At 64.7% G+C, this 19,846-nt stretch carries 17 protein-coding genes; 5 read left to right on the forward strand and 12 right to left on the reverse strand.

All coding sequences use genetic code 11. The annotated features are described in order from the left end of the window. Positions 1-153 precede the first annotated feature (153 nt). Entirely contained in the window at positions 154-1,446 is a 1,293-nt protein-coding gene (locus H7A76_RS03345) for a GGDEF domain-containing protein (protein ID WP_185697195.1), read from the forward strand. Positions 1,447-1,863: 417 nt separating this feature from the next. Then, complete coding sequence (locus H7A76_RS03350; protein ID WP_185697196.1) at positions 1,864-3,642, forward strand: acyl-CoA dehydrogenase C-terminal domain-containing protein; 1,779 nt, start codon at positions 1,864-1,866, stop codon at positions 3,640-3,642. A 235-nt stretch (positions 3,643-3,877) separates the two neighbouring features. Here the strand turns inward: H7A76_RS03350 and H7A76_RS03355 are convergent, their stop codons facing one another. After that, the gene (locus H7A76_RS03355) at positions 3,878-4,807 is read right to left on the reverse strand and encodes a LysR family transcriptional regulator (protein ID WP_185697197.1); all 930 of its coding nucleotides are present in this window, start codon (positions 4,805-4,807) and stop codon (positions 3,878-3,880) included. A 229-nt stretch (positions 4,808-5,036) separates the two neighbouring features. Here H7A76_RS03355 and H7A76_RS03360 point away from each other — a divergent pair, with 229 nt between their 5' ends. The 3 genes from H7A76_RS03360 (at position 5,037) to H7A76_RS03370 (ending at position 7,466) form a co-directional block, all read left to right on the forward strand. After that, positions 5,037-6,320 (forward strand): aspartate aminotransferase family protein, encoded by a 1,284-nt coding sequence (locus tag H7A76_RS03360; RefSeq protein ID WP_185697198.1) that lies wholly within the window; start codon positions 5,037-5,039, stop codon positions 6,318-6,320. Beyond that, a complete protein-coding gene (locus tag H7A76_RS03365) occupies positions 6,320-7,045 on the forward strand; it encodes a type 1 glutamine amidotransferase (protein ID WP_185697199.1) in 726 nt (241 codons plus the stop codon). Before H7A76_RS03360 ends, H7A76_RS03365 begins: the two co-directional genes overlap by 1 nt. A 262-nt stretch (positions 7,046-7,307) precedes the next feature. Next, the gene (locus tag H7A76_RS03370) at positions 7,308-7,466 is read left to right on the forward strand and encodes a YqaE/Pmp3 family membrane protein (protein ID WP_011063854.1); all 159 of its coding nucleotides are present in this window, start codon (positions 7,308-7,310) and stop codon (positions 7,464-7,466) included. Positions 7,467-7,500: 34 nt separating this feature from the next. On the opposite strand, the gene H7A76_RS03375 is transcribed toward H7A76_RS03370, so the two are convergent. The 11 genes from H7A76_RS03375 to H7A76_RS03425 form a co-directional block, all read right to left on the reverse strand. Next, entirely contained in the window at positions 7,501-9,333 is a 1,833-nt protein-coding gene (locus H7A76_RS03375) for a S9 family peptidase (protein WP_185697200.1), read from the reverse strand. Next, a complete protein-coding gene (gene pqqE, locus H7A76_RS03380) occupies positions 9,299-10,465 on the reverse strand; it encodes a pyrroloquinoline quinone biosynthesis protein PqqE (RefSeq protein ID WP_185697201.1) in 1,167 nt (388 codons plus the stop codon). Before pqqE ends, H7A76_RS03375 begins: the two co-directional genes overlap by 35 nt. Beyond that, a complete protein-coding gene (gene pqqD / locus H7A76_RS03385) occupies positions 10,437-10,712 on the reverse strand; it encodes a pyrroloquinoline quinone biosynthesis peptide chaperone PqqD (protein ID WP_022641451.1) in 276 nt (91 codons plus the stop codon). Before pqqD ends, pqqE begins: the two co-directional genes overlap by 29 nt. Further along, entirely contained in the window at positions 10,709-11,461 is a 753-nt protein-coding gene (gene pqqC / locus H7A76_RS03390; protein WP_053137658.1) for a pyrroloquinoline-quinone synthase PqqC, read from the reverse strand. Before pqqC ends, pqqD begins: the two co-directional genes overlap by 4 nt. A gap of 228 nt (positions 11,462-11,689) precedes the next feature. Beyond that, positions 11,690-12,601: a pyrroloquinoline quinone biosynthesis protein PqqB gene (gene pqqB, locus H7A76_RS03395; protein WP_022641450.1), complete on the reverse strand. Its 912-nt coding sequence runs from the start codon at positions 12,599-12,601 to the stop codon at positions 11,690-11,692. A gap of 103 nt (positions 12,602-12,704) precedes the next feature. Further along, positions 12,705-12,779 (reverse strand): pyrroloquinoline quinone precursor peptide PqqA, encoded by a 75-nt coding sequence (gene pqqA, locus H7A76_RS03400; RefSeq protein ID WP_003194766.1) that lies wholly within the window; start codon positions 12,777-12,779, stop codon positions 12,705-12,707. Between the two features lie 157 nt (positions 12,780-12,936). Then, positions 12,937-15,396, reverse strand: coding sequence for a pyrroloquinoline quinone biosynthesis protein PqqF (gene pqqF, locus H7A76_RS03405; RefSeq protein ID WP_185697202.1), 2,460 nt, complete (start codon positions 15,394-15,396; stop codon positions 12,937-12,939). A 48-nt stretch (positions 15,397-15,444) separates the two neighbouring features. Next, positions 15,445-16,239: a carbon-nitrogen hydrolase family protein gene (locus H7A76_RS03410; RefSeq protein WP_185697203.1), complete on the reverse strand. Its 795-nt coding sequence runs from the start codon at positions 16,237-16,239 to the stop codon at positions 15,445-15,447. Positions 16,240-16,345: 106 nt separating this feature from the next. Beyond that, on the reverse strand, positions 16,346-18,028 hold the full coding sequence (locus tag H7A76_RS03415; protein WP_185697204.1) for an NAD(P)/FAD-dependent oxidoreductase: 1,683 nt from the start codon (positions 18,026-18,028) through the stop codon (positions 16,346-16,348). 160 nt (positions 18,029-18,188) lie between these two features. Then, entirely contained in the window at positions 18,189-18,650 is a 462-nt protein-coding gene (locus H7A76_RS03420; RefSeq protein WP_185697205.1) for an Lrp/AsnC family transcriptional regulator, read from the reverse strand. Between the two features lie 95 nt (positions 18,651-18,745). Then, the gene (locus tag H7A76_RS03425; RefSeq protein WP_185697206.1) at positions 18,746-19,846 is read right to left on the reverse strand and encodes a pyridoxal phosphate-dependent aminotransferase; all 1,101 of its coding nucleotides are present in this window, start codon (positions 19,844-19,846) and stop codon (positions 18,746-18,748) included.

Below are 19,846 nucleotides of genomic sequence, written 5' to 3' on the forward strand. Positions count from 1 at the left end.
GTCTGCGGAAAAATTCCCGACTAAAACGCTAAGCTGAAGCGATTCCCTGCCGTTAAAGAGATGGCAATGTGACGCCTGTCACGTCGCATGTGCTTAACTTCTGCAATGAAGGCACAATGCTATCTACTGATAAGCCGGGTTGGAGTTTTACCCTTGCCGCGTTCTTCCGCTGTACGTTTCAGTCACTTTCTTCCGTCTTTACTGCTTCTGCTTGCTGGGCTGGCGGCCGCCTACGTCAAGGATCTCAACGTATTCTTCACTTCGCTGTTCAACGTGCTGCCGACCCTGGTGCTGTTGCTCGGCGGGGCGTATTGCGCCGTTTATCGGCGCCAGCGCGAGCTGTTCCTGATGGTCACGGTATACATCGCCTATTTCCTGCTCGATACCCAGACCGACTTCTACCGTGACAATGGCAGGGTGCGCGAGGATGCGGCGGTGGTGTTCCACCTGTGTTGCTTGTTGCTGCCCTTGCTGTTCGGTTTGTTCGCCGCCTGGCAGGAGCGCACGCATTTGTTCCAGGACATGGTGGCGCGCTTCGCCGTGCTGCTCGCCTTCGGCAGCGTGGCCCTGGGCCTGGAGCAGAGTTATCCCCAGGCGCTGCTGGCGTGGCTGGCGGAGATCCGCTGGCCGGCCCTGCATGGCAGCTGGATGAGCTTGATCCAGTTGTCCTATCCAGTATTCCTTGCGGCCTTCCTGCTCTTGGCGATCCAGTACTGGCGCAGTCCGCGACCGTTGCATGCGGCGCAGTTGGTGGGCTTGCTCGGGCTGTTCTGGATGTTGCCCAAGACCTTCATCTTGCCCTTTACCCTGAACATCATGTGCAGTCAGGTGATGCTGATGATCGCCGCCGCGGTGGCCCACGAGGCCTACCAGATGGCCTTTCGCGATGAGCTGACCGGGTTGCCGGGGCGCCGTGCCCTGAACGAGCGCATGCAGCGCCTGGGGCGCAACTACGTGTTGGCCATGACCGACGTCGATCACTTCAAGAAATTCAACGACACCCATGGCCACGATGTTGGCGACCAGGTGCTGCGCCTGGTGGCCAGCAAGTTGTCGAAGGTCACCGGTGGCGGCCGTGCCTACCGTTATGGAGGTGAAGAGTTCGCCGTGGTGTTCGCCGGCAAGAGCCTGGACGAGTGCATGCCGCACCTGGAGATGATTCGCGAGATCATCGCCGGCTATAACATCCAGTTGCGCAACCAGGAAAACCGTCCCCAGGACGACCAGCAGGGGCGCCAGCGGCGTGGGGCCTCCGGGGCTTCCAGTGTGTCGGTGACCATCAGCATTGGCGTCGCCGAGCGGTTGATGGAGCATCGTACGCCCGAGGAAGTGCTCAAGTCCGCCGACCAGGCGCTCTATAGCGCCAAGGGCGCGGGGCGTAACTGCGTGATGGCCTTTGGGCAGAACCGCCGCGGCGCAGTGCGGATGGACGCGGCCGCAGGCTGATTTATGACGGCGCATTCAGCGTCCGCAGGGTGATTGGCAGGCCCCGGTGACGACAGTAGGTTACAACGACCTGCTGTCGAGGCGTCGCCATGGCTCAGGGCCAAGGGCTTTCGCCCGGCAGTTTGTATTCGATGACTGTTTGCCAGCGGCTCTGCCTGGGCGAGATGCATGCTCGTGGATGTTTATCACTTGCCAACGCCTAACTGCCGACAGGGCACCTGCCCCAGTGGACAAACGGACGTGTTCCCGGCAAGACCCGCCCCTGGCGGGTTTTCCTGTCTTATGGCTAGAAATTGACTAAAAATAATAAAAAAGTCACTAGATGACCCTATGTGTCGCAAAAGTTGTTCGGGTACACTCGGTTTCCCGTGAATGGGCCCGTTCCGGCCCGCCTGTTTAGATCCTGCGAGGTTTGCCATGGCTGACTACAAAGCGCCCCTGCGCGATATGCGCTTCGTCCTCAATGAAGTCTTCGAGGTCGCCAAGCTCTGGGCCCAGTTGCCAGCGCTGGCGGAAACAGTGGACGCCGAGACGGTCGAGGCGATCCTGGAAGAAGCGGGCAAGGTCACTGCCCGCAGCATTGCCCCGTTGAGCCGTAGTGGCGACGAAGCAGGCTGTCGCTGGAACGACACCGTGGTGACCACCCCGGAAGGTTTCCCGCAGGCCTACCAGACCTACGCCGAAGGTGGCTGGGTCGGTGTCGGCGGCGATCCAGAATTCGGCGGCATGGGCATGCCCAAGGCGGTATCGGCCCAGGTCGAGGAAATGGTCAACTCCGCGAGCCTCGCGTTCGGCCTGTACCCGATGCTGACCGCCGGCGCCTGCCTGTCGATCAACGCCCACGCCAGCGACGAGCTCAAGGCCATCTACCTGCCGAACATGTATGCCGGCGTCTGGGCCGGCTCCATGTGCCTGACCGAGCCTCACGCCGGTACCGACCTGGGGATCATCCGCACCAAGGCCGAGCCACGGGCGGACGGCGCCTATGCCATCACCGGGACCAAGATCTTCATCACCGGCGGCGAGCACGACCTGACCGAAAACATCATCCACCTGGTACTGGCCAAGCTGCCGGACGCCCCAGCCGGACCCAAGGGCATTTCCCTGTTCCTGGTGCCCAAGTTCATGGTCAATGCCGATGGCAGCCTGGGCGAGCGCAACCTGGTGAGCTGCGGTTCGATCGAGCACAAGATGGGCATCCAGGCTTCCGCCACCTGCGTGATGAACTTCGACCAGGCCGTTGGCTACCTGGTGGGCGAGCCGAACAAGGGCCTGGCGGCCATGTTCACCATGATGAACTACGAGCGCTTGGGCGTGGGCATCCAGGGCCTGGCCACGGGTGAGCGTTCCTACCAGAACGCCGTGGAATATGCCCGCGATCGCCTGCAGAGCCGTGCCCCGACCGGCCCGCAAGCCAAGGACAAGACTGCCGACCCGATCATCGTCCACCCGGACGTGCGGCGCATGCTGCTGACCATGAAGGCCGCCAACGAAGGCGGCCGGGCTTTCTCCACCTACGTGGCGATGCAACTGGACACCGCCAAGTTCAGCGAGGACGCCGAGACTCGCAAGCGTGCGGAAAACCTGGTGGCGTTGCTGACGCCGGTGGCCAAGGCTTTCCTCACCGACCTGGGCCTGGAGACCACCGTCCATGGCCAGCAGATCTTCGGCGGCCACGGCTATATCCGCGAGTGGGGCCAGGAGCAGCTGGTGCGCGACGTGCGCATCACCCAGATCTACGAAGGCACCAACGGCATCCAGGCCCTGGACCTGGTGGGGCGTAAGATCGTCGGCAGCGGCGGCGCGTTCTACAAGCTGTTCGCTGATGAGATCCGCCACTTCACCGCCACCGCCGATGCCCAGCTCGGGGAGTTCGTGCGGCCGTTGAATGCCGCGCTGGACAACCTGGATGAGCTGACGGCCTGGGTACTGGACCGCTCGGCCAGCAACCCCAACGAGATTGGCGCGGCTTCCGTGGAGTACCTGCAAGCGTTCGGCTACACCGCCTACGCCTACATGTGGGCGCTGATGGCCAAGGCGGCGTTGGGCAAGGAGCAGCAAGACGAGTTCTACGCCAGCAAGCTGGGGACCGCGCGCTTCTACTTCGCCCGGCTGCTGCCGCGTATCCACTCGTTGAGCGCTTCGGTCAAGGCGGGCAGCGAGTCGCTGTATCTACTGCCGGCGGAGCAGTTCTAAGAGGCAAAGTGCCTGTAAGACATTTCTTACGTTGCGTGCTGCAGATCGCCCATATCGGCGAACGAGGGGGATCGCTAATCTACGTGACATGGACGTAGCGCAGGAAGCGCAAAGAAATAACACGGACACGTAGGATTCCGCCAGGATGGTGGAGTGAAATGGATGTCAGGGAAACAGTCTGCAAAGCCCCGCTTCGGCGGGGTTTTTCTTTTGTGCGGATTTTTCCGGCTCCGCTTCAGGGCAGTGTTTCTGGCAGTGCCGGCCCGCCCAGGCGCCCGTCCTGGCTGTGCAGCGGGTCCTCCAATAGCGTGCGCAGCAATTCCAGGGTTCCCTGCTGACGCTGCAGGTCACGGCAAACCAATCCGACTTTCAACGGCACCCTGGGCTCGCTCAAGGGTTTCCAGAGCAATTGCCGATTGCCGTTCTGCTGTTGGGAGCGTCCCGGCAATACGGTGGCCAGCCGGGTATGGGGCAGGCTGTCGAGGATCCCGGCCATATTGTTCAGCTCCGCCTGTACCTGCGGACGGCGCCCCAGGTTGGCCAACTGGGCCTGCCAGATCTGGCGGATCTGGAACTCCTCCCCCAGTAGCAGCATCGGTAGCTCGGCCGCCTGGCTCATGGAGACTTTCTTGAATTCGCGCAGGGGATGCTGCTCGGGGATGACCAGGGTCAGTTCGTCTTCGTACAGCGGTACGCCATGCAGCCCCGGTTGCCGCGGTGGCAGATAGCTGATGCCGATATCCAGCGAGCCATTGAGCAGGCGCCGTTCGATTTCCAGGCCGGTCAATTCGTAGATCTGCACCACCAGGTGCGGCTGGGCCTTGCGCACCCGTTCGAGCATCTGCGGCACCAGGCTGCTGTGCACGGTTTGCAGCACGCCGATGGCCAGGGTCCGCAGGGCCTGGCCCTTGAAGTTGCGCAGGGCTTCGCGGGCCTGTTGCAGGCCATCGAGCAGAGGCAGGGCATGGTTGTACAGGGTATGCGCGGCCAGGGTCGGCAACAGGCGCTTGCTGCTGCGCTCGAACAGGCTCACATCCAAGTGCTGCTCCAACTGGCGAATCTGCTGGGAAAGCGCCGGTTGGGAGATCGAAAGGCGCTCTGCGGCGCGCCCTACGTGACCTTCTTCATACACCGCGACGAAATAACGCAGTTGCTTGAAATCCATAAGTAATTCTTATCGAAAAAGCTTAAAAATCGAAATGGCCCAAAGCCCCGTAGGGGCCTAGTCTACGCTTATTCACAGGGCTTACAGGGCCACGAAAGAAGATGAGTAGCGTTCAGGTCGATGGCTTTTACATAGGAAAGACAATAAACATCGACCCAGGACAGGTCCATGACGAGGGCCGGCACACCCTTGCAAAGCAGCTCGGATCATGGTCATGGAGCCTGCGGGCATGAACCTGTTCAACCTGCGTCGCACCCCGCCCAGCCTGGACCAGCTGGCCATGGCCCCGAGCGCGGCCACTGTTGTCGACAACCTTTCCAGCGACTGCCTGATGCCCAGCGTACCCAGGCCGCAGCCGGTATTCGTTCGCGGCCAGGGCTCCTGGTTATGGGACAGCGACGACCGAACCTACCTCGATTTCACCCAGGCCGGAGCCGCCAACAGCCTTGGTCACAGCCCGTCGGTGCTGGTCGACGCACTGACCGTCCAGGCGCGATCGCTGATCAGCCCGGGTTCCGGGTTCTATAACCGCGGCATGCTCAAGCTTGCCGCACGGTTGTGCCGCAGCACCGGCAGCGACCAGGCCTATCTGTTGGGTAGTGGTAGCGAGGCGTGTGAAGCGGCGATCAAGCTGGCGCGCAAATGGGGGCAACTGCATCGCGGTGGCGCGGCAGGCATCATCACCGCCAGCCAGGCTTGCCATGGCCGGGGTTTCGCCGCGCTGTCGGCGTCTGCGGGCAATGCCAGCGGCAATCGGTTCGAGCCGCGCCTGCCGGGTTTCAGCCAGGTGCCGTTCAATGACCTGCCGGCCCTGCATGCGGCGGTGGATGCGCAAACCGTGGCGATCATGCTCGAACCGATCCAGGGCGAGGCGGGCGTGGTGCCGGCCACCGAGCATTACCTCAAGGGCGTGGAGCGGCTGTGCCGCGAGCTGGGCATCCTGCTGATCCTCGATGAAGTCCAGACCGGTATCGGTCGTTGCGGCACCTTGCTGGCCGAACAACTGTATGGCGTGCGCGCCGACATCATCGCCCTGGGCAAGGGCCTGGGTGGCGGAGTGCCGCTGGCAGCCCTGCTGGCCCGGGGCAAGGCCTGCTGTTTCGAGCATGGCGAACTGGACGGCACCCACCACGGCAATGCCCTGATGACCTCGGCCGGGCTGGCGGTGCTCGACTGCTTGCAGGAACAGGGCTTCTTGCCGCAAGTACGCAGCAATGGCCAGTACCTGGGCCAGGGCCTGGTTCGCCTGGCCAGTCGTCATGCCCAGGGCCAGGTCCGTGGCCAAGGGCTGCTCTGGGGCATGACCCTGGCCGATGACTCGGCCGAGGCAGTGGTCAAGGCCGCCTTGCAGGAAGGGTTGCTGCTCAATGCCGTGCAGCCGGACTGCCTGCGCTTCACCCCGGCGCTGACCGTGAGCAAGGGCAATATCGATGAAATGCTGCTGCGCCTGGCCCGAGCCTTCGCCCGGGTTCGTACCGCGCAGTTGCAATGCCGCAAGGGAGTGGCCGTCTGATGCGAGTATTGATCCTGCAGCACAGCGCGGCTGCCGGTCCGGGGCGAATCAACCAGTGGCTGCTGGAGCGCGCCACCTCGGTGCATATCTGCCATCTGCATGCCCAGGCCCGCCTGCCACGGCTCGACAGCTTCGACCTGCTGATCCTGCTGGGCGGTCCCATGAGTGTGCATGACGAAATCCAGGCGCCCTGGCTGGTCGCGGAAAAGCGCCTGCTGCGCAAGGCCCTGTCCGCCGGCAAGCGGGTGCTGGGCATCGGCCTGGGCGGCCAGCTCCTGGCCCAGGCCTTGGGCGCCCGGGTACGTCCTTGCGCGGCCAGCGAGATTGGCTGGTGGCCGGTGGAAAAGTACCCCAGCGCCCAGGACTCGCCCCTGGGGCTGGCGTTGCCCGAACGCCTGATGGCTTTCCATTGGCATGGTGAAAGTTTCGATCTGCCCAAGGGCGCCCTGCCGCTCTATCGCTCTGCCGCCTGTGCCAACCAGGGATTCATCTGGCAGGAACGGGCCATTGGCTTGCAGTGCCTGTTGCAGAGCGACTTGCAGAGCATCGAGGCGCTGCTGCAATCGCGCCCCCAGGGTTGGTTGAGCGCCGAGCAGGATGCCGGGCCGGAAACCGTCGAGGACCGCCAGGCGATCATCGCCGGCATTCCCCATTGCAGCGGCCTGGCGCCGACCCTGTTCCGAATGCTGGACTACTTGTCCGGGCCCCTGCCGACCTTGCGCTAACAGAATTCCTGAACCGTCTCGCGGTATAACGCATCGCCCCGTGTCCGATCTTTCGCACGGGGCGTTTTTTTGTCGCCGTTTTTTCCAGACCCGAACACCCCTGCGGCATGGCCCTCAAGCTACTGAACATCGTGCACAAGCATGGGATCGAGATTCTCGCCTGAGTGTCCTGGGCCGGTCGGCAATTGGGCTGAACCCTGGCCAGGGGTCAGGGTCGATTGCAGGTAGGGCTCATCCGAGCCGTTTCTGTCTGGAGCCATTTATGGATCTGATCCGCATTATCTTCGCCATCCTGTTGCCGCCCCTTGGCGTGTTCCTGCAAGTGGGATTCGGCGGCGCCTTCTGGCTGAACATCCTCTTGACCTTGTGCGGATACATTCCCGGCATCGTGCATGCGGTGTACATCATCGCCAAGCGCTAGAAACCATCAGGCCCGCCCCAGGCGGGCCTGATATTCAGTGCTGCGCCTGCAACACCTTGTGGTAGAACAACCATTCCTGCTCCAGGGCGTGGGCCTGGTTCTCGGCCTTGCGAAAGCCGTGGCGTTCCTCCGGGTAGTAATGGGCCTCGGCGGCAAGCCCCTGCTCTTGCAGGGCCTTGAGCATGACCCGGGTCTGCTCGGGCACCACCACGGCGTCCAGTTCACCCTGGAAGAACACCACGGGCACCTGGATGTTGCTGGCGTGCAGCAAGGGCGTCCGGGCCAGGTAGCGCTCGCGGTCCTGCTCGGGATCGCCGATCAGCCAATCCAGGTAGTCGCCTTCGAACTTATGGGTGGTGCGGACCAGGGCCAGGGGATCGCTGACCCCGTAGAGGCTGGCGCCGGCACGAAAGACCTGGGCGAAGGCCAGTGCGCACAAGGTGGTGTAGCCGCCGGCGCTGCCGCCGCGGATGAACGCTTGCCCAGGGTCGATCAGGCCTTGCTGGTCGAGGTAGGCCACCACCGCGCAGGCGTCTTCCACGTCCACTTCGCCCCAGCGCAGATGCAGGGCCTGGCGATAGGCCCGGCCATAACCGCTGCTGCCCCGGTAGTTGAGGTCGGCCACGGCGAAACCGCGCTGGGTCCAGAACTGGATGCGCGGATCGAGCATCGGGTAGCAGGCCGAGGTCGGGCCGCCATGGATGAACACCACCAGGGGGGGACGACCCGCGCCATTCATGGCCGGGTAGAAGAAACCATGGGCCTGGCCCCCGCCGCTGGGATAGCACAGGGTCTGCGGACGGCTGATGAGCTCCGCAGGCAGGGGGGCGACGCCTCCGGCCAGGACCTGGACCTGGCTCGTTGCACGGTCGATGGCCAGCACTGCCGAGGGGCTGGTGGGCGAGGCTGCGATGCAATACAGCCGCTGCGAATCCAGGGCCAGGCTGCGAAAGCGGCTGTAGGCGCCAGTGAAATCCTGCGGTGCAGCATCGGCCTGGTGCAGCCCGAGACGGCCGAAACCCTCCTCGGTCCAGCTGCCCAGCCAGCTATCGTCGCCCAGTGGCAGCCAGGTGCAGCCACCCAGCTGCCAGGGGGCCGGGGCGTGGTCCGCCGGCGCGCAGGGCAGTGGGCGCAGGCCCAGGCCAGACTCGGCCCAGGGCTGCCAGAAACCCTGGCGGTCGGTGAGGCAATGCAGCTTGCCGTGCGGGTCGAAGCGCGGTTGTTGCAAGGATTCCGGCTCGTCGTTGCCCGCCACGCAGTGTGGTTCGCCCCAACTGGCGTCGGCCAGGCGCTCGGCGAGCATCAGGCGGGTGCTGGTCCAGGGTTGGTGCGGGCGGTCCCATTCGATCCAGGCCAGGCGCTGGCCGTTGGGGCTCAGGGTTGGCGCGGCATAAAAATCGGCACCGGCGGCCAGCAGATGCTGGTGCCCGGTTTCGATATCGATGGCCAGCAACCGATGGCGGTCACCGCATTCCTCCACGGCCAGGACCTGGCCGGCGTAATGCTGGACATCCCCATAGCGGCAGTCGCCCTGGGTCAGCGCCACGGGAGTGCCACCGGCCAGCGACTGGCGATACAGCTGCTGGTCCTCGTCGTTGACGAACAGCAGGCTGTCGGCGCCGATGCAGAAGGCACCACCGCCGTATTCATAGACCCGGCTGCGGGCGCTGAAGCCCGTGGGGGTCAGGCAGCGGGCCTGGCCCTGGTGCCAGTGCCAGATCCGGCAACTGGCATCTTCTGGGCGATATTCATTCCAGAACAGGCCTTGGGGCGTCAGTTGCAGTTCGGCGAAGTCGACGCCAGCGGCGGTGGCCTGGCTGGCACTGAAGGGTTCAACCCTTGGCGATGAGGCGTGAGTTTCGTTCATTGCGAAATGCCAGTTGTTCGATGGTCTGGGTGGCGGTTTCGGACTCTTCCCGGGCCTTGAGGATCATCCCGTGGTGCGCCGACTTGCTGCATACCGGATCGGCATTGCTGGCGTCGCCGGTCAGCATGAACGCCTGGCAACGGCAGCCGCCGAAGTCCTGTTCCTTTTCGTCGCAGGAGCGGCACGGCTCGGGCATCCAATCGTAGCCGCGAAAGCGGTTGAAGCCGAAGGACTCATACCAGATGTGCTGCATGCTGTGCTCGCGCACATTGGGAAACTGCACCGGCAACTGCCGCGCACCGTGGCAAGGCAGGGCGGTGCCGTCCGGGGTCACGGTCAGGAACAGGCTGCCCCAGCCGTTCATGCAGGCCTTGGGGCGTTCCTCGTAGTAGTCCGGAGTGACGAAGATCAGCTTGCACGGGTGGCCCTGGGCCTCCAGCTTGGCCCGGTACTCGTTGGTGGTGCGCTCGGCGCGCACCAGTTGCTCGCGGGTCGGCAGCAGGCCAACGCGGTTGAGCTGGGCCCAGCCATAGAACTGGCAGGTGGCCAATTCGACGAAGTCGGCTTCCAGGGCGATGCACAGCTCGATGATGCGGTCGATCTTGTCGATATTGTGCCGATGGGTGACGAAGTTCAGCACCATCGGGTAGCCGTGGGCCTTCACCGCGCGAGCCATCTCCAGCTTCTGCGCGAAGGCTTTCTTGGAGCCCGCCAGCAGGTTGTTCACCTGCTCGTCGCTGGCCTGGAAGCTGATCTGGATATGGTCCAGGCCAGCCTTCTTGAAGTCGCTGATCTTCTGCTCGGTGAGGCCGATGCCGGAGGTGATCAGGTTGGTGTAGAACCCCAGCTTGCGCGCCTCGCCGATCAGTTCGGCCAGATCCTGGCGCACCAGCGGTTCGCCGCCGGAAAAGCCCAGCTGCGCGGCGCCCATCTCCCGGGCCTCGCGAAACACCTTGAGCCACTGGGCGGTATCGAGCTCCTGGCCCTGGGCCGCGAAGTCCAGCGGGTTGGAGCAATACGGGCATTGCAGCGGGCAGCGATAGGTCAGCTCGGCCAGCAGCCACAGCGGCAGGCCGATCTGTGGCTTGGCGGGCACGCTGGGATCAGCCGAGTTCGATCCAGTGCTGGGCACGGGCGACCTCCATGAATTGCTCGATATCGTCCCCGAGCTCGGCGACCCCGGGGAACTGCACCTGCAGCTCGCCGATGATCGCCGCCACGTCGCGCTCGCCATCGATCAAGCCGCCGATCAGGGCGGCGCTGTCGTTGAGCTTGATCATGCCCTCGGGGTACAGCAGGACATGGCCCTTTTGCGCCGGCTCGTACTGGAAGCGGTAGCCGGGGCGCCAGCGTGGGGTTTTGCTGCGATCGAAACTCATAAGGTGATCCCTTTGTGCCAGACCCGCTGCTCGGTGACGCTGTGATAAGGCGGGCGGTTCAGTTCATAGGCCATGCTCATGGCGTCGAGCATGCTCCAAAGAATGTCCAGTTTGAACTGGAGAATTTCCAGCATGCGCTCCTGGCCCGCGCGGGTGGTGTAGTGCTGCAAGGTGATGGCCAGGCCATGCTCCACGTCTCTGCGGGCCTGGCCCAGGCGCGTGCGGAAGTACTGGTAGCCGGCCGGGTCGATCCACGGATAGTGCTGGGGCCAGCTGTCCAGGCGCGACTGATGGATCTGCGGGGCGAACAGTTCGGTCAGGGAGCTGCTGGCGGCTTCCTGCCAGCTGGCGCGCCGGGCGAAGTTGACGTAGGCATCCACGGCGAAACGCACCCCCGGCAATACCAGCTCCTGGGAACGCAGCTGGTCCGGGTCCAGGCCCACGGCCTGGCCCAGGCGCAGCCAGGCCTCGATGCCACCGTCCTCGCCGGGGGCGCCGTCATGGTCCAGCAGGCGCTGGATCCACTCGCGGCGCACTTCCCGGTCCGGGCAGTTGGCGAGGATCGCCGCATCCTTCATGGGGATGTTCACCTGGTAGTAGAAGCGGTTGGCGACCCAGCCCTGGATCTGCTCGCGGCTGGCCCGGCCTTCGTACATCGCCACGTGGTAGGGGTGATGGATGTGGTAATAGGCGCCCTTGGCGCGCAGGGCCTGTTCGAATTCGGCGGGGGACAGCGGGGTGTCGGTCATCTGGGTTCTCCGGGGCTTGGCCTGGTCGCGGGCGGGCCCGCGGTTGCGCAAACGGCCCCAGGGCGCTGGGGCCGAGCTCGTGGGCTAGCAGGCCGTTGAAAAACGTTGGCGAGGCAGCCAGCGCAAGGCAAAAACAGGCGAAAAAGCGCAGTTTACGAGTGGTAAATGAGCATTTTGAGCCTGTTTTTAACGCAGCGATGGCAACGCAGATAGTTTTTCAACGGCCTGCTACAGCTCAATACTCATTCCGTCGTAAGCCACTTCCACCTTTCGGCGTACCAGTTCGGCACGTTCGGCGGAGTCTTCGTCGAGGATCGGGTTGGTGTTGTTGATGTGGATAAGCACCTTGCGCTGGCGCGGCAGTTGCTCCAGCACTTCGAGCATGCCGCCGGGGCCGTTCTGTGCCAGGTGGCCCATCTCCCGGCCGGTACGGGTGCCGACGCCACGGCGCTGCATCTCGTCGTCTTCCCATAAGGTGCCGTCCACCAGCAGGCAGTCGCTGGCGGCCATGATCTGCAGCAGCGGCGCGTCCACCTTGCCCAGGCCCGGCGCGTAGAACAGCTTGCCGCCGGTGCGCAGGTCCTCGACGATCAGGCCGATGTTGTCGCCCGGGTGCGGGTCGAAGCGATGGGGCGAGTAGGGCGGCGCGGCGCTGCGCAGGGGCAGCGGGGTGAAGCGCAGGTTGGGGCAGGCGGCCACGCTGAAGCTCTGGTCCAGTTCGATGCGGTTCCATTGCAGGCCGCCGTTCCAGTGGCTGAGCATCTTGAACAGCGGGAAACCGGTGCTCAGGTCCTCGTGGACCATGTCGGTGCACCAGACCTGATGCGGGCAGCCTTCGCGCAGGCTGAGCAGGCCGGTGGTGTGGTCGATCTGGCTGTCCATGAGGATGATGGCGCTGATCCCGGTATCGCGCAGGGCTCGACCGGGTTGCATGGGAGCGAAGCCCTGCAGTTGGGCGCGAATATCCGGGGAGGCGTTGCACAGCACCCAATTCACCCCGTCATCGGAGATCGCGATGGACGACTGGGTACGGGCCTGGGCGCGCAGGCTGCCGTCGCGAAATCCCGCGCAGTTCACGCAGTTGCAGTTCCACTGCGGAAAACCACCGCCGGCGGCGGAACCTAGAATCTGGACAAACATGGGCGCTCCCTGGGCTGTGACTTGAAGATTGTGGACGACTGAAAATGAAAACGCCCCGGACGAGCCGAGGCGTTGCGCTGGACGTTCCGGCCGGAGCCAGGAATCAGCGGCTGGCGAAGTACATGGTGACTTCGAAGCCGATGCGCAGGTCAGTGTAAGCCGGTTTGGACCAAGTCATGAAAATGCTCCTTTGAGGTGGGTCGGACGGGTGTTGCCTATACATATAGTCCACCTCCGGGCGGAGATGTTCAGATGCTTAGGCGGCTATCTTACTAAATTCACATAACGGCTTGCCTGCAATTCTTAAAGAAAGCTCGTTACAGCGCTGGTAACGATCATTTTGCCGCTTGCCAGGGTGAACCTGGGCAAGAGCCGTTGGCCAGGGCCTTCCAACCTCCGCTCGCGTGCTGCAACTGCCGGGCGGCCTGGATCACCTGCGCGGGCGTCAGGGCCTCGATGTGGGCTTGCAATCGTTCCAGGTAGTCCGACGGATGGCCGGCCAATCGCGCCTGCCACAGCAGTTGCGCCGCCTGTTGCTGGGGCAACTGGGAGGGTAGCAATTGCTGGGCTAGAACCTGGCGCTGGTCGAGCCAGGCCTGGGCATCGAGGGCCTGCAACTGTTCGGGCAAACGCAGGAAGAACTGTTCCAGATGGCCGAGGATCTCGCCCAGGCTGGCGTTCGGCGACTGCACCCCGAACAGCAGGCCGGTGCGGCCATCGAGTTGGCGTACTGCGCTGAACACGCCATAGCCCAGTTGCAGCTCGACCCGCAGACGCTGGTAGAACGGGGTCTGGCAGAGTTGGCCCAGCAGGCGCCAGGCAGCTTCGTCGGCCAGTAGGCTCGATGGGCTTGGGCAGAACAGCAGCAGTGCCTGCTCTGCACTGTCCATGGGCACCGTCTGCCAGACATGGCCGGTTCCTGGCTGCGGTGCCTGGTTCAGGTTGGTATCCGCGGTCCCGGGCATCCGCTGCAGGGCCCGGGCGAAGGCGTCCTGTCCGTGGGGCGGCACGCCCAGCGCCAAACCGTCCCAGCGGGCCGTGGCCCATAGCGCTTGCAGGGCCTCGGCGTTCAAGGTCGTACCGCTGTCGGGCAGTGGTTGTTCGGCGAAGGTCTCGAGCAGTTGGCGCAGGGGCATCGGTGGTGTCTCTACGTCGATCCTGCCTGCTTGCCAGAACTCCGGGGATGGCTGGCCCAGCTGTCGCAGCGCCTGTTGCAGCACCGCCGGCATGGGTTGCTGCAGGCCGTGCAATTGCAGCAGCCAGTCCATGCCGCAGGAGCTGAAGCTCAGTTCCACCCCGGCTTGCCGGGCGTCCCCGGCCAGGGCTGCCAGGCTGTGCTGCAAACGCCGGTGCAGGCCGCTCGGCGCGGGACTCGCCAGGCGCCAGCGCAACAGCAACTGCGCTGTATCGGTATCGGTGGGCAGAGCCTGGCTGAAGCTCAGGGCCGGGTTATCCCGCCGGCCTCGGCTGCGGTCCTGGGCGAAGGTCCGCAGGCCGCGATGCTTACTGCTCTGGCCGCGGATCAGGCCGGCCTGGGGCGCCTCGATGGCGCCGCGCAAGAACGGGTTGGCGGGTGGCAATTGCCAGTCGCCACTGAGGTCATCCACAACCTGGGGCTGCAATTGCCGCAGGAGCGCCTTGAGGGCCAGGAGTCCGTCGGCGCCCAGCTCCTGGGCGGTGTGCCGGCTGTCCCGACGGGCCAGTTCCAGGGCGCTACCGACTTGCAGCCGGCGTTGTTGCAGCAGGGCATATTCCTCGCGCAAGTGCGGCCAGTCGCCCTGGGCGCTGAAGAACCCCAGCCAGTCCAGCACCCGTTGGCGGATTTGTGCTGGCGCCTCGCTGGGCGCCTGGCCCAGATCCAGTTCCAGATGCAGCAATGCTTGCCCGGCGAACTCATACCGCGCCTGGGCCTTGAGGCTATGGGCCAGTGACTGTTGTTGGAGCTTGGCAAGCAATCCGCCGGGTTTATCCGATTGCAGCCAGGTACAAAGGAAATCCAGCGCCACGCCGGCGCCTTCCGGCAGTCCTTCAAGGGCGAACAGCATGTCCAGGCGCTGTCCGTCGAACCGTTGATAGTTGCTGGCGGTGCTGGCCAACAGTGGCACTGGTGCTATTTGTTGCTGGCGCGGGCCCGCGGGCAGGCCCGAGCCGTAGCGTTCGGCCAGGGCCCGGAGCTCGGCCAGGGATTGCGGTCCGGCCAGGCTCAGGGTCATTTGCCCAGCCCGGTAGAAATCGCGGTGGAACTGCCACAGGCCCTGCTGGAAGGCCGGGTTGGCCAGGTTCAGGCTATAGCGGTTGCCGGCATGGAAGGCCCGTAGCGGGTGGGTCGCGGACAGGCCGTCGCACAAGGCGAACTGGCGCTGGGCGTTGGCGTCCCGGGACCAGGCGAGGAATTCCGCATGCAGCACTTCGCGTTCCCGGCGTTGCTCGGCGAGGTCGAGGCGGGGCCGGGCGAGCATGTCGCACAGGCGCTCCAGGCCACCGGCGAAGGCGTTGCTTGGCAATTCGAAAAAAAACTCGGTGCTGCGTTCGCCTGTACTGGCGTTCAGTTGCCCGCCCTGGGCGCGGACGTAGGCCATCAGCCCCCGTTCGGCGGGGAAGCGCTCGGTGCCGAGAAACAGCAGGTGTTCCAGGAAGTGCGCCAGGCCCGGCCAGGCCTGTGGTACGTCATGGCTGCCCGCGGCGACCCGCAGCGCCGCGGCGCTGCGTTTCAGGTGGGGAGCATGGCGCAGGGAGACCTGCAGGCCGTTGGCCAGGGTTTCCAGGTGGGGCAGGGAGTGGTTCGGCGCGGGCATGGGCACATCCAGGACAGAGAGGCGCCCATGCTAGCGGATATCCCCGGATCAGCGCTTGCCCAGCGCTGCGTAAAGTTCGGGGCGGCGATCGGCCAGGTAGCGATTCAGGGTCCGGGATTCGTTCATCAAGTCGCGGTCCAGGGTGCCGATGATCAAGGTCTCGTCCAGCCCGGCCAGGGCGATCCGGCTACCGTCCGGAGCGGCGATGCTGCTCTGGCCGCAGTAGCGGATCTGTTCCTCGTGGCCGCAGTAGTTGGCGTAGGCCACGTAGCACTGGTTCTCGAAGGCCCGGGCACGAATGGTCACGTCGGCGACGAAGTCGTAGGGGATCATGTTCGCCGTCGGCACCAGGATCAGTTCGGCGCCGGCCAGGGCCAGGCGCCGGGCGTTCTCCGGGAACTCGATGTCGTAGCAGATCAGGAAGCCGAGCTTCCAGCCGTTGAGCTCCACCAGGGGGAAATCGTCTGTGCCGGCGCTGAACATCGAGTGGTCCAGGTCACCGAACAGGTGGGTCTTGCGGTAATTGCACAGGCGCTGGCCGTTGGCGTCGATGAGCTGCACGGCGTTGTAGATCCGGCCGTTGGCGTCACGTTCCGGATAGCCGTAGAGAATCGCCATGCCGGCGGCCTGGGCGATGGCGGCGATCCGTTGGGCGGCCGGGCCGTCCTGGGCTTCGGCGAGGGCGCCGACGGCCTCGGGACCGATGTTGTAGCCGCTGAGGAACATCTCCGGCAGCACCAGCAGGTCGACTGCGGTGGCCTGCGCGGCCACCTGCTGCAGCCGATGCAGGTTAGCGGCTACGTCCAGCGGCTGTGGAGGGCACTGATACAGGGCGACACGCATGTTCTTCACTCCTCTGACTTGCGGTAGCGGTCATCTTCGCCGCTACCGCAGACTCGGGCCAGGCCCGGAGGGTGCCTTCGTAGGCGCCGGTCCGGCCCAGCATGGCTCAGTCGGCCAGGGCCACCGGGCCCAGTTCGTGGAACACATCCCCAGGCCCCGGGTTCTCCGGATGGGTGGCGCCACCGAAGTGCTTCATGATGCCCCACACCGCATTGAGGGAGGTTTGCACCGCGCCCTCGACCCAGGCCGGGGTCCAGGAGACGTCGTCGCCGGCGATGAAGATGCCGCGTTGTTCGGCAGGCATGTCGTCTTGCATGAAGTGCGCATACATCCGCTGGTTGTAGCGGTAGTGGCCCGGCAACGCGCCCTTGAAGGCGCCGAGGAAGTGCGGATCGGCCTCCCAGGAGACGGTGATCGGGTTGCCGATGACGTGGCCAGCGATGTCGACCTTCGGGTAGACCTTCTTCAATGCATCCAGCGCAAGCTGCACGCGCTTTTCCACCGGGTGCGGCAGCATCTTCATGGCATCGCTCATCCAGGAGTAGGACAGGCAGATCACCCCAGGCTTGTCGTCGCCGTTGTCGAACAGGTAGGTGCCACGGGTCAGGCGGTCGGTGAGGGTCATGCTCATCACGTCGCGGCCGGTCTGCGGATCCTTGTCCTTCCAGAATGGCCGGTCGACCATCACGAAGGTCTTCGACGACTGCATGTAGCGGGTGCGGTCCAGGGCCATCCACATCTTCTGCGAGAACAGCGCTTCCTCGCACTCGATCTGGGTGGTCAGCAGCCAGGTCTGGCAAGTGGCCAATACCGCCGCGTAGTGGCGGGTATCGCCCCAGTAGTCGGTGACGGCGAAGGTGCCATCGGCGGCGCGGGCGATCTTCTTCACACCGGGACGCGGTGCGCCGTTGTGCAGCTTGGCCAGGGAGGTGCCGGCCGGCCAGTGGGCGCATTTTTCCGGGATGTGGCTCCAGATGCCGCGAGGCACTTGCTCGACGCCGCCGACCACCAGGTGCTGGTGGTCGTCGCAGTTGGTCATCACCACGCGGAAGATTTCCAGCATGGAGTTGGGGAAGTCCGAGTCCCAGCCGCCGGTGCCGAAGCCAACCTGGCCGAAGATCTCGCGGTGGCGGTAGGACAGCTGCGAGAACGCCTTGGAGGTGGCGACGAAGTCATAGAAGGTGCGGTCGTCCCATTTGGGTACCAGCTCGTCCCAGAGGGCCTTGAGCTTGAGCGTGTCGCGCTCGCGGATGGCGTCCTGGATCTCTGAGAAGCGCGCGCCGTCTTCCAGGGCGTCGGCCCAGGCCTGGGCGACTTCGCGGAAGATTTCCGGCAGGTCGTCCATCTTCTCGGCGTAGTGGCTGGTGCCTTCCAGATCGACCACGGTGCTGCCCGAAGCCGGGGTCAGCGGGTTGGGGAAGGGGCGGGTTTCCAGGCCGAGCTTGTCGACGTAGTGGTAGAAGGCGGTGCTCGACACCGGGAACCGCATGCCGCCCAGCTCGGCGATGATCCCGTCGGCGCCTTCGAAGGTTTCCGAACGCAGCCGGCCGCCCATCTTCGAGGCCTCGTAGACCACCGGCTTGAGGCCCAGCTTCATCAGCTCGTAGGCCGCCACCAGGCCGGAAATGCCGGCGCCGACGATGGCCACTTCCTGGCCGTGCTTCTCGGCAGGAATGCTGCCCAGGCCGGCGGGGTGCTCGATCCAGTCGTCGAAGGCGAAAGGGAAATCCGGGCCGAAGATGGTGATAGGTTTCTTGCCGTCTGCGGGATGGCGATTGTTCTTGTTCATGGCTGACCTTGGCGGGCGGCTCAGCGGAATGCTGAGTATAGGAAAAGATGTCAGCCATTCTAGAGAGGGGGAAACTCGTAAATAAGACGCAAACTGTCGTCGTTATGCATTGTTATTTTTCGATGTGACGAAGCTTGTGTTCAGAGTGACGAGCGCCTTGTCACAGTGCGTGCCCGCGATCGATCTTGCTGCTGAGGATGATCGAGGTGGTGGTCTTCTCCACGCCATCGATGCTGCCGATCTGGTCCAGCAACTGGTCCAGCTGCTCCGGGGATTCGGTGCGCAGCCAGGCCACATAGTCGAACTCGCCACTGACTGCACACAACTGCTGGACCTGGGCCATGCCGCTCAGGCGGCGCAGGACGTCCTTGCCGGAGCGTGGCTGGACCTTGATGCCGACATAGGCTTGCAGCCCGCCATCGACCACCCGCTGGCCCAGGCGCACGCCGTAGCCGGTGATCACCCGGGTCTTCTCCAGGCGCGCCAGGCGCGAGGTCACGGTGGTGCGGGCGATGCCCAGTTGCCGGGCCAGCATGGCCACGCTTTCACGTGCGTTGATCTGCAAGGCGGCGATCAGCTGACGGTCGACTTCGTCGAGAACGGGAGGACGGCTATCGGACAAGATGGGCTCCAGCGCGGTGATCGGGGAGCGCACATGTTAGCGTCTCCCACGGTCCGCCGCTCGCCGCCCGGGATCTGGTCCTGGGCGGCGCGGGCTCAGGCGGGAATGACCTGGGCGAAGGCGTGGCGAAAGCGCTGCATGTCCTGTTCGGAGCCGATGCTGACCCGTGCCCAGCTCGGCCAGTGGTCCCAGACCCGACCGATGCGTACCTGGCGTGCCGCCAGGGCATCCACCACGTCCTGGGCCGGACGCCGGACATCGACCATGAAGCAGTTGGACTGGGAGGCGGTGCAGTTGAATCCGCGTTGCCGTAGCCAGGCGATGGTCTGGTCGCGCAGCTGCTGGTTGTGCCGCTTGCGCTCGGCCAGCAGGTTGGGGTCTTCCAGGCTGGCCAGCCCTCCCAGCAAGGTCGACGCCGCCGGCACGTTGTAGCCGCCGTAGGCTTCCAGGCGCTCGAGCAGCGCCGGTTGGCCCACGGCCAGGCCCAGTCGCGCCCCGGCCATGCCGTAGATCTTGGAGAAGGTGCGCAGCACCAGCAGTTGCGGGTGTTCCTTGACCAGCGGGATGCAGGTGCTGGCCGTGGAAAACTCGATGTAGGCCTCGTCGATCAGCATGACCGTGCCCTTGGGCAGGCGCGCCAGGGCCTGCTCGATGGCCTGGCGTGGCGTCAGGGTGCCGGTGGGGTTGTTGGGGTTGCACAGGTAGAGCAGGCCCGGCGCGGGATCGACGGCGAGCATCGCCTGCAGGTCGTGGGCGTGGCTGGCATCCAGCGGTACTTCGTGCACCTTGGCCTGGCACCCTTCGGCAGCTTCCCTGGGCGCCTCGTAGGAGGGGCTGGCCATGACCAGGCTGGCGTCTCGGGTGAAGGCCATGACCGCGTGCTGCAACGCGGCCTTGGAGCCGCAGAAACTCTGTACATGATCCTCGGGAATATCCTGCTGGCGGGCGAACAGCGCGTTGAGCCGATATTGGATCTTGTAGGGATAGCGACCGCTGAGGGCGATGCCTTGCTGCATGGCCTGGCGGCTGGCGGGTGAAGGGCCCCAGGGGCTTTCGTTGAAGTTGATCAGGACATCGGTGGCCGGCGGCGGTACCGACGATGGGGCGGGTTCGGCAGCCTGGCTCCAGCCTGGCAGTGAAAGCAGCGGCAGGGCGGATACCAGCCCCATGAGTGATCGGCGCGTAATCTCAACCAT

Source organism: Pseudomonas sp. MSSRFD41, from assembly GCF_014230245.1.
GTDB lineage: Bacteria > Pseudomonadota > Gammaproteobacteria > Pseudomonadales > Pseudomonadaceae > Aquipseudomonas > Aquipseudomonas piscis.

Bases quoted from the DNA above. Each gene is read 5' to 3' on its own strand.
- H7A76_RS03350 (WP_185697196.1), top strand. From the start codon at position 1,864: ATGGCTGACTACAAAGCGCCCCTGCGCGATATGCGCTTCGTCCTCAAT.
- H7A76_RS03355 (WP_185697197.1), bottom strand. From the start codon at position 4,807: ATGGATTTCAAGCAACTGCGTTATTTCGTCGCGGTGTATGAAGAAGGT.
- H7A76_RS03360 (WP_185697198.1), top strand. From the start codon at position 5,037: ATGAACCTGTTCAACCTGCGTCGCACCCCGCCCAGCCTGGACCAGCTG.
- H7A76_RS03365 (WP_185697199.1), top strand. From the start codon at position 6,320: ATGCGAGTATTGATCCTGCAGCACAGCGCGGCTGCCGGTCCGGGGCGA.
- H7A76_RS03370 (WP_011063854.1), top strand. From the start codon at position 7,308: ATGGATCTGATCCGCATTATCTTCGCCATCCTGTTGCCGCCCCTTGGC.
- H7A76_RS03375 (WP_185697200.1), bottom strand. From the start codon at position 9,333: ATGAACGAAACTCACGCCTCATCGCCAAGGGTTGAACCCTTCAGTGCC.
- pqqD (WP_022641451.1), bottom strand. From the start codon at position 10,712: ATGAGTTTCGATCGCAGCAAAACCCCACGCTGGCGCCCCGGCTACCGC.
- pqqC (WP_053137658.1), bottom strand. From the start codon at position 11,461: ATGACCGACACCCCGCTGTCCCCCGCCGAATTCGAACAGGCCCTGCGC.
- pqqB (WP_022641450.1), bottom strand. From the start codon at position 12,601: ATGTTTGTCCAGATTCTAGGTTCCGCCGCCGGCGGTGGTTTTCCGCAG.
- pqqF (WP_185697202.1), bottom strand. From the start codon at position 15,396: ATGCCCGCGCCGAACCACTCCCTGCCCCACCTGGAAACCCTGGCCAAC.
- H7A76_RS03410 (WP_185697203.1), bottom strand. From the start codon at position 16,239: ATGCGTGTCGCCCTGTATCAGTGCCCTCCACAGCCGCTGGACGTAGCC.
- H7A76_RS03415 (WP_185697204.1), bottom strand. From the start codon at position 18,028: ATGAACAAGAACAATCGCCATCCCGCAGACGGCAAGAAACCTATCACC.
- H7A76_RS03425 (WP_185697206.1), bottom strand. From the start codon at position 19,846: ATGGTTGAGATTACGCGCCGATCACTCATGGGGCTGGTATCCGCCCTG.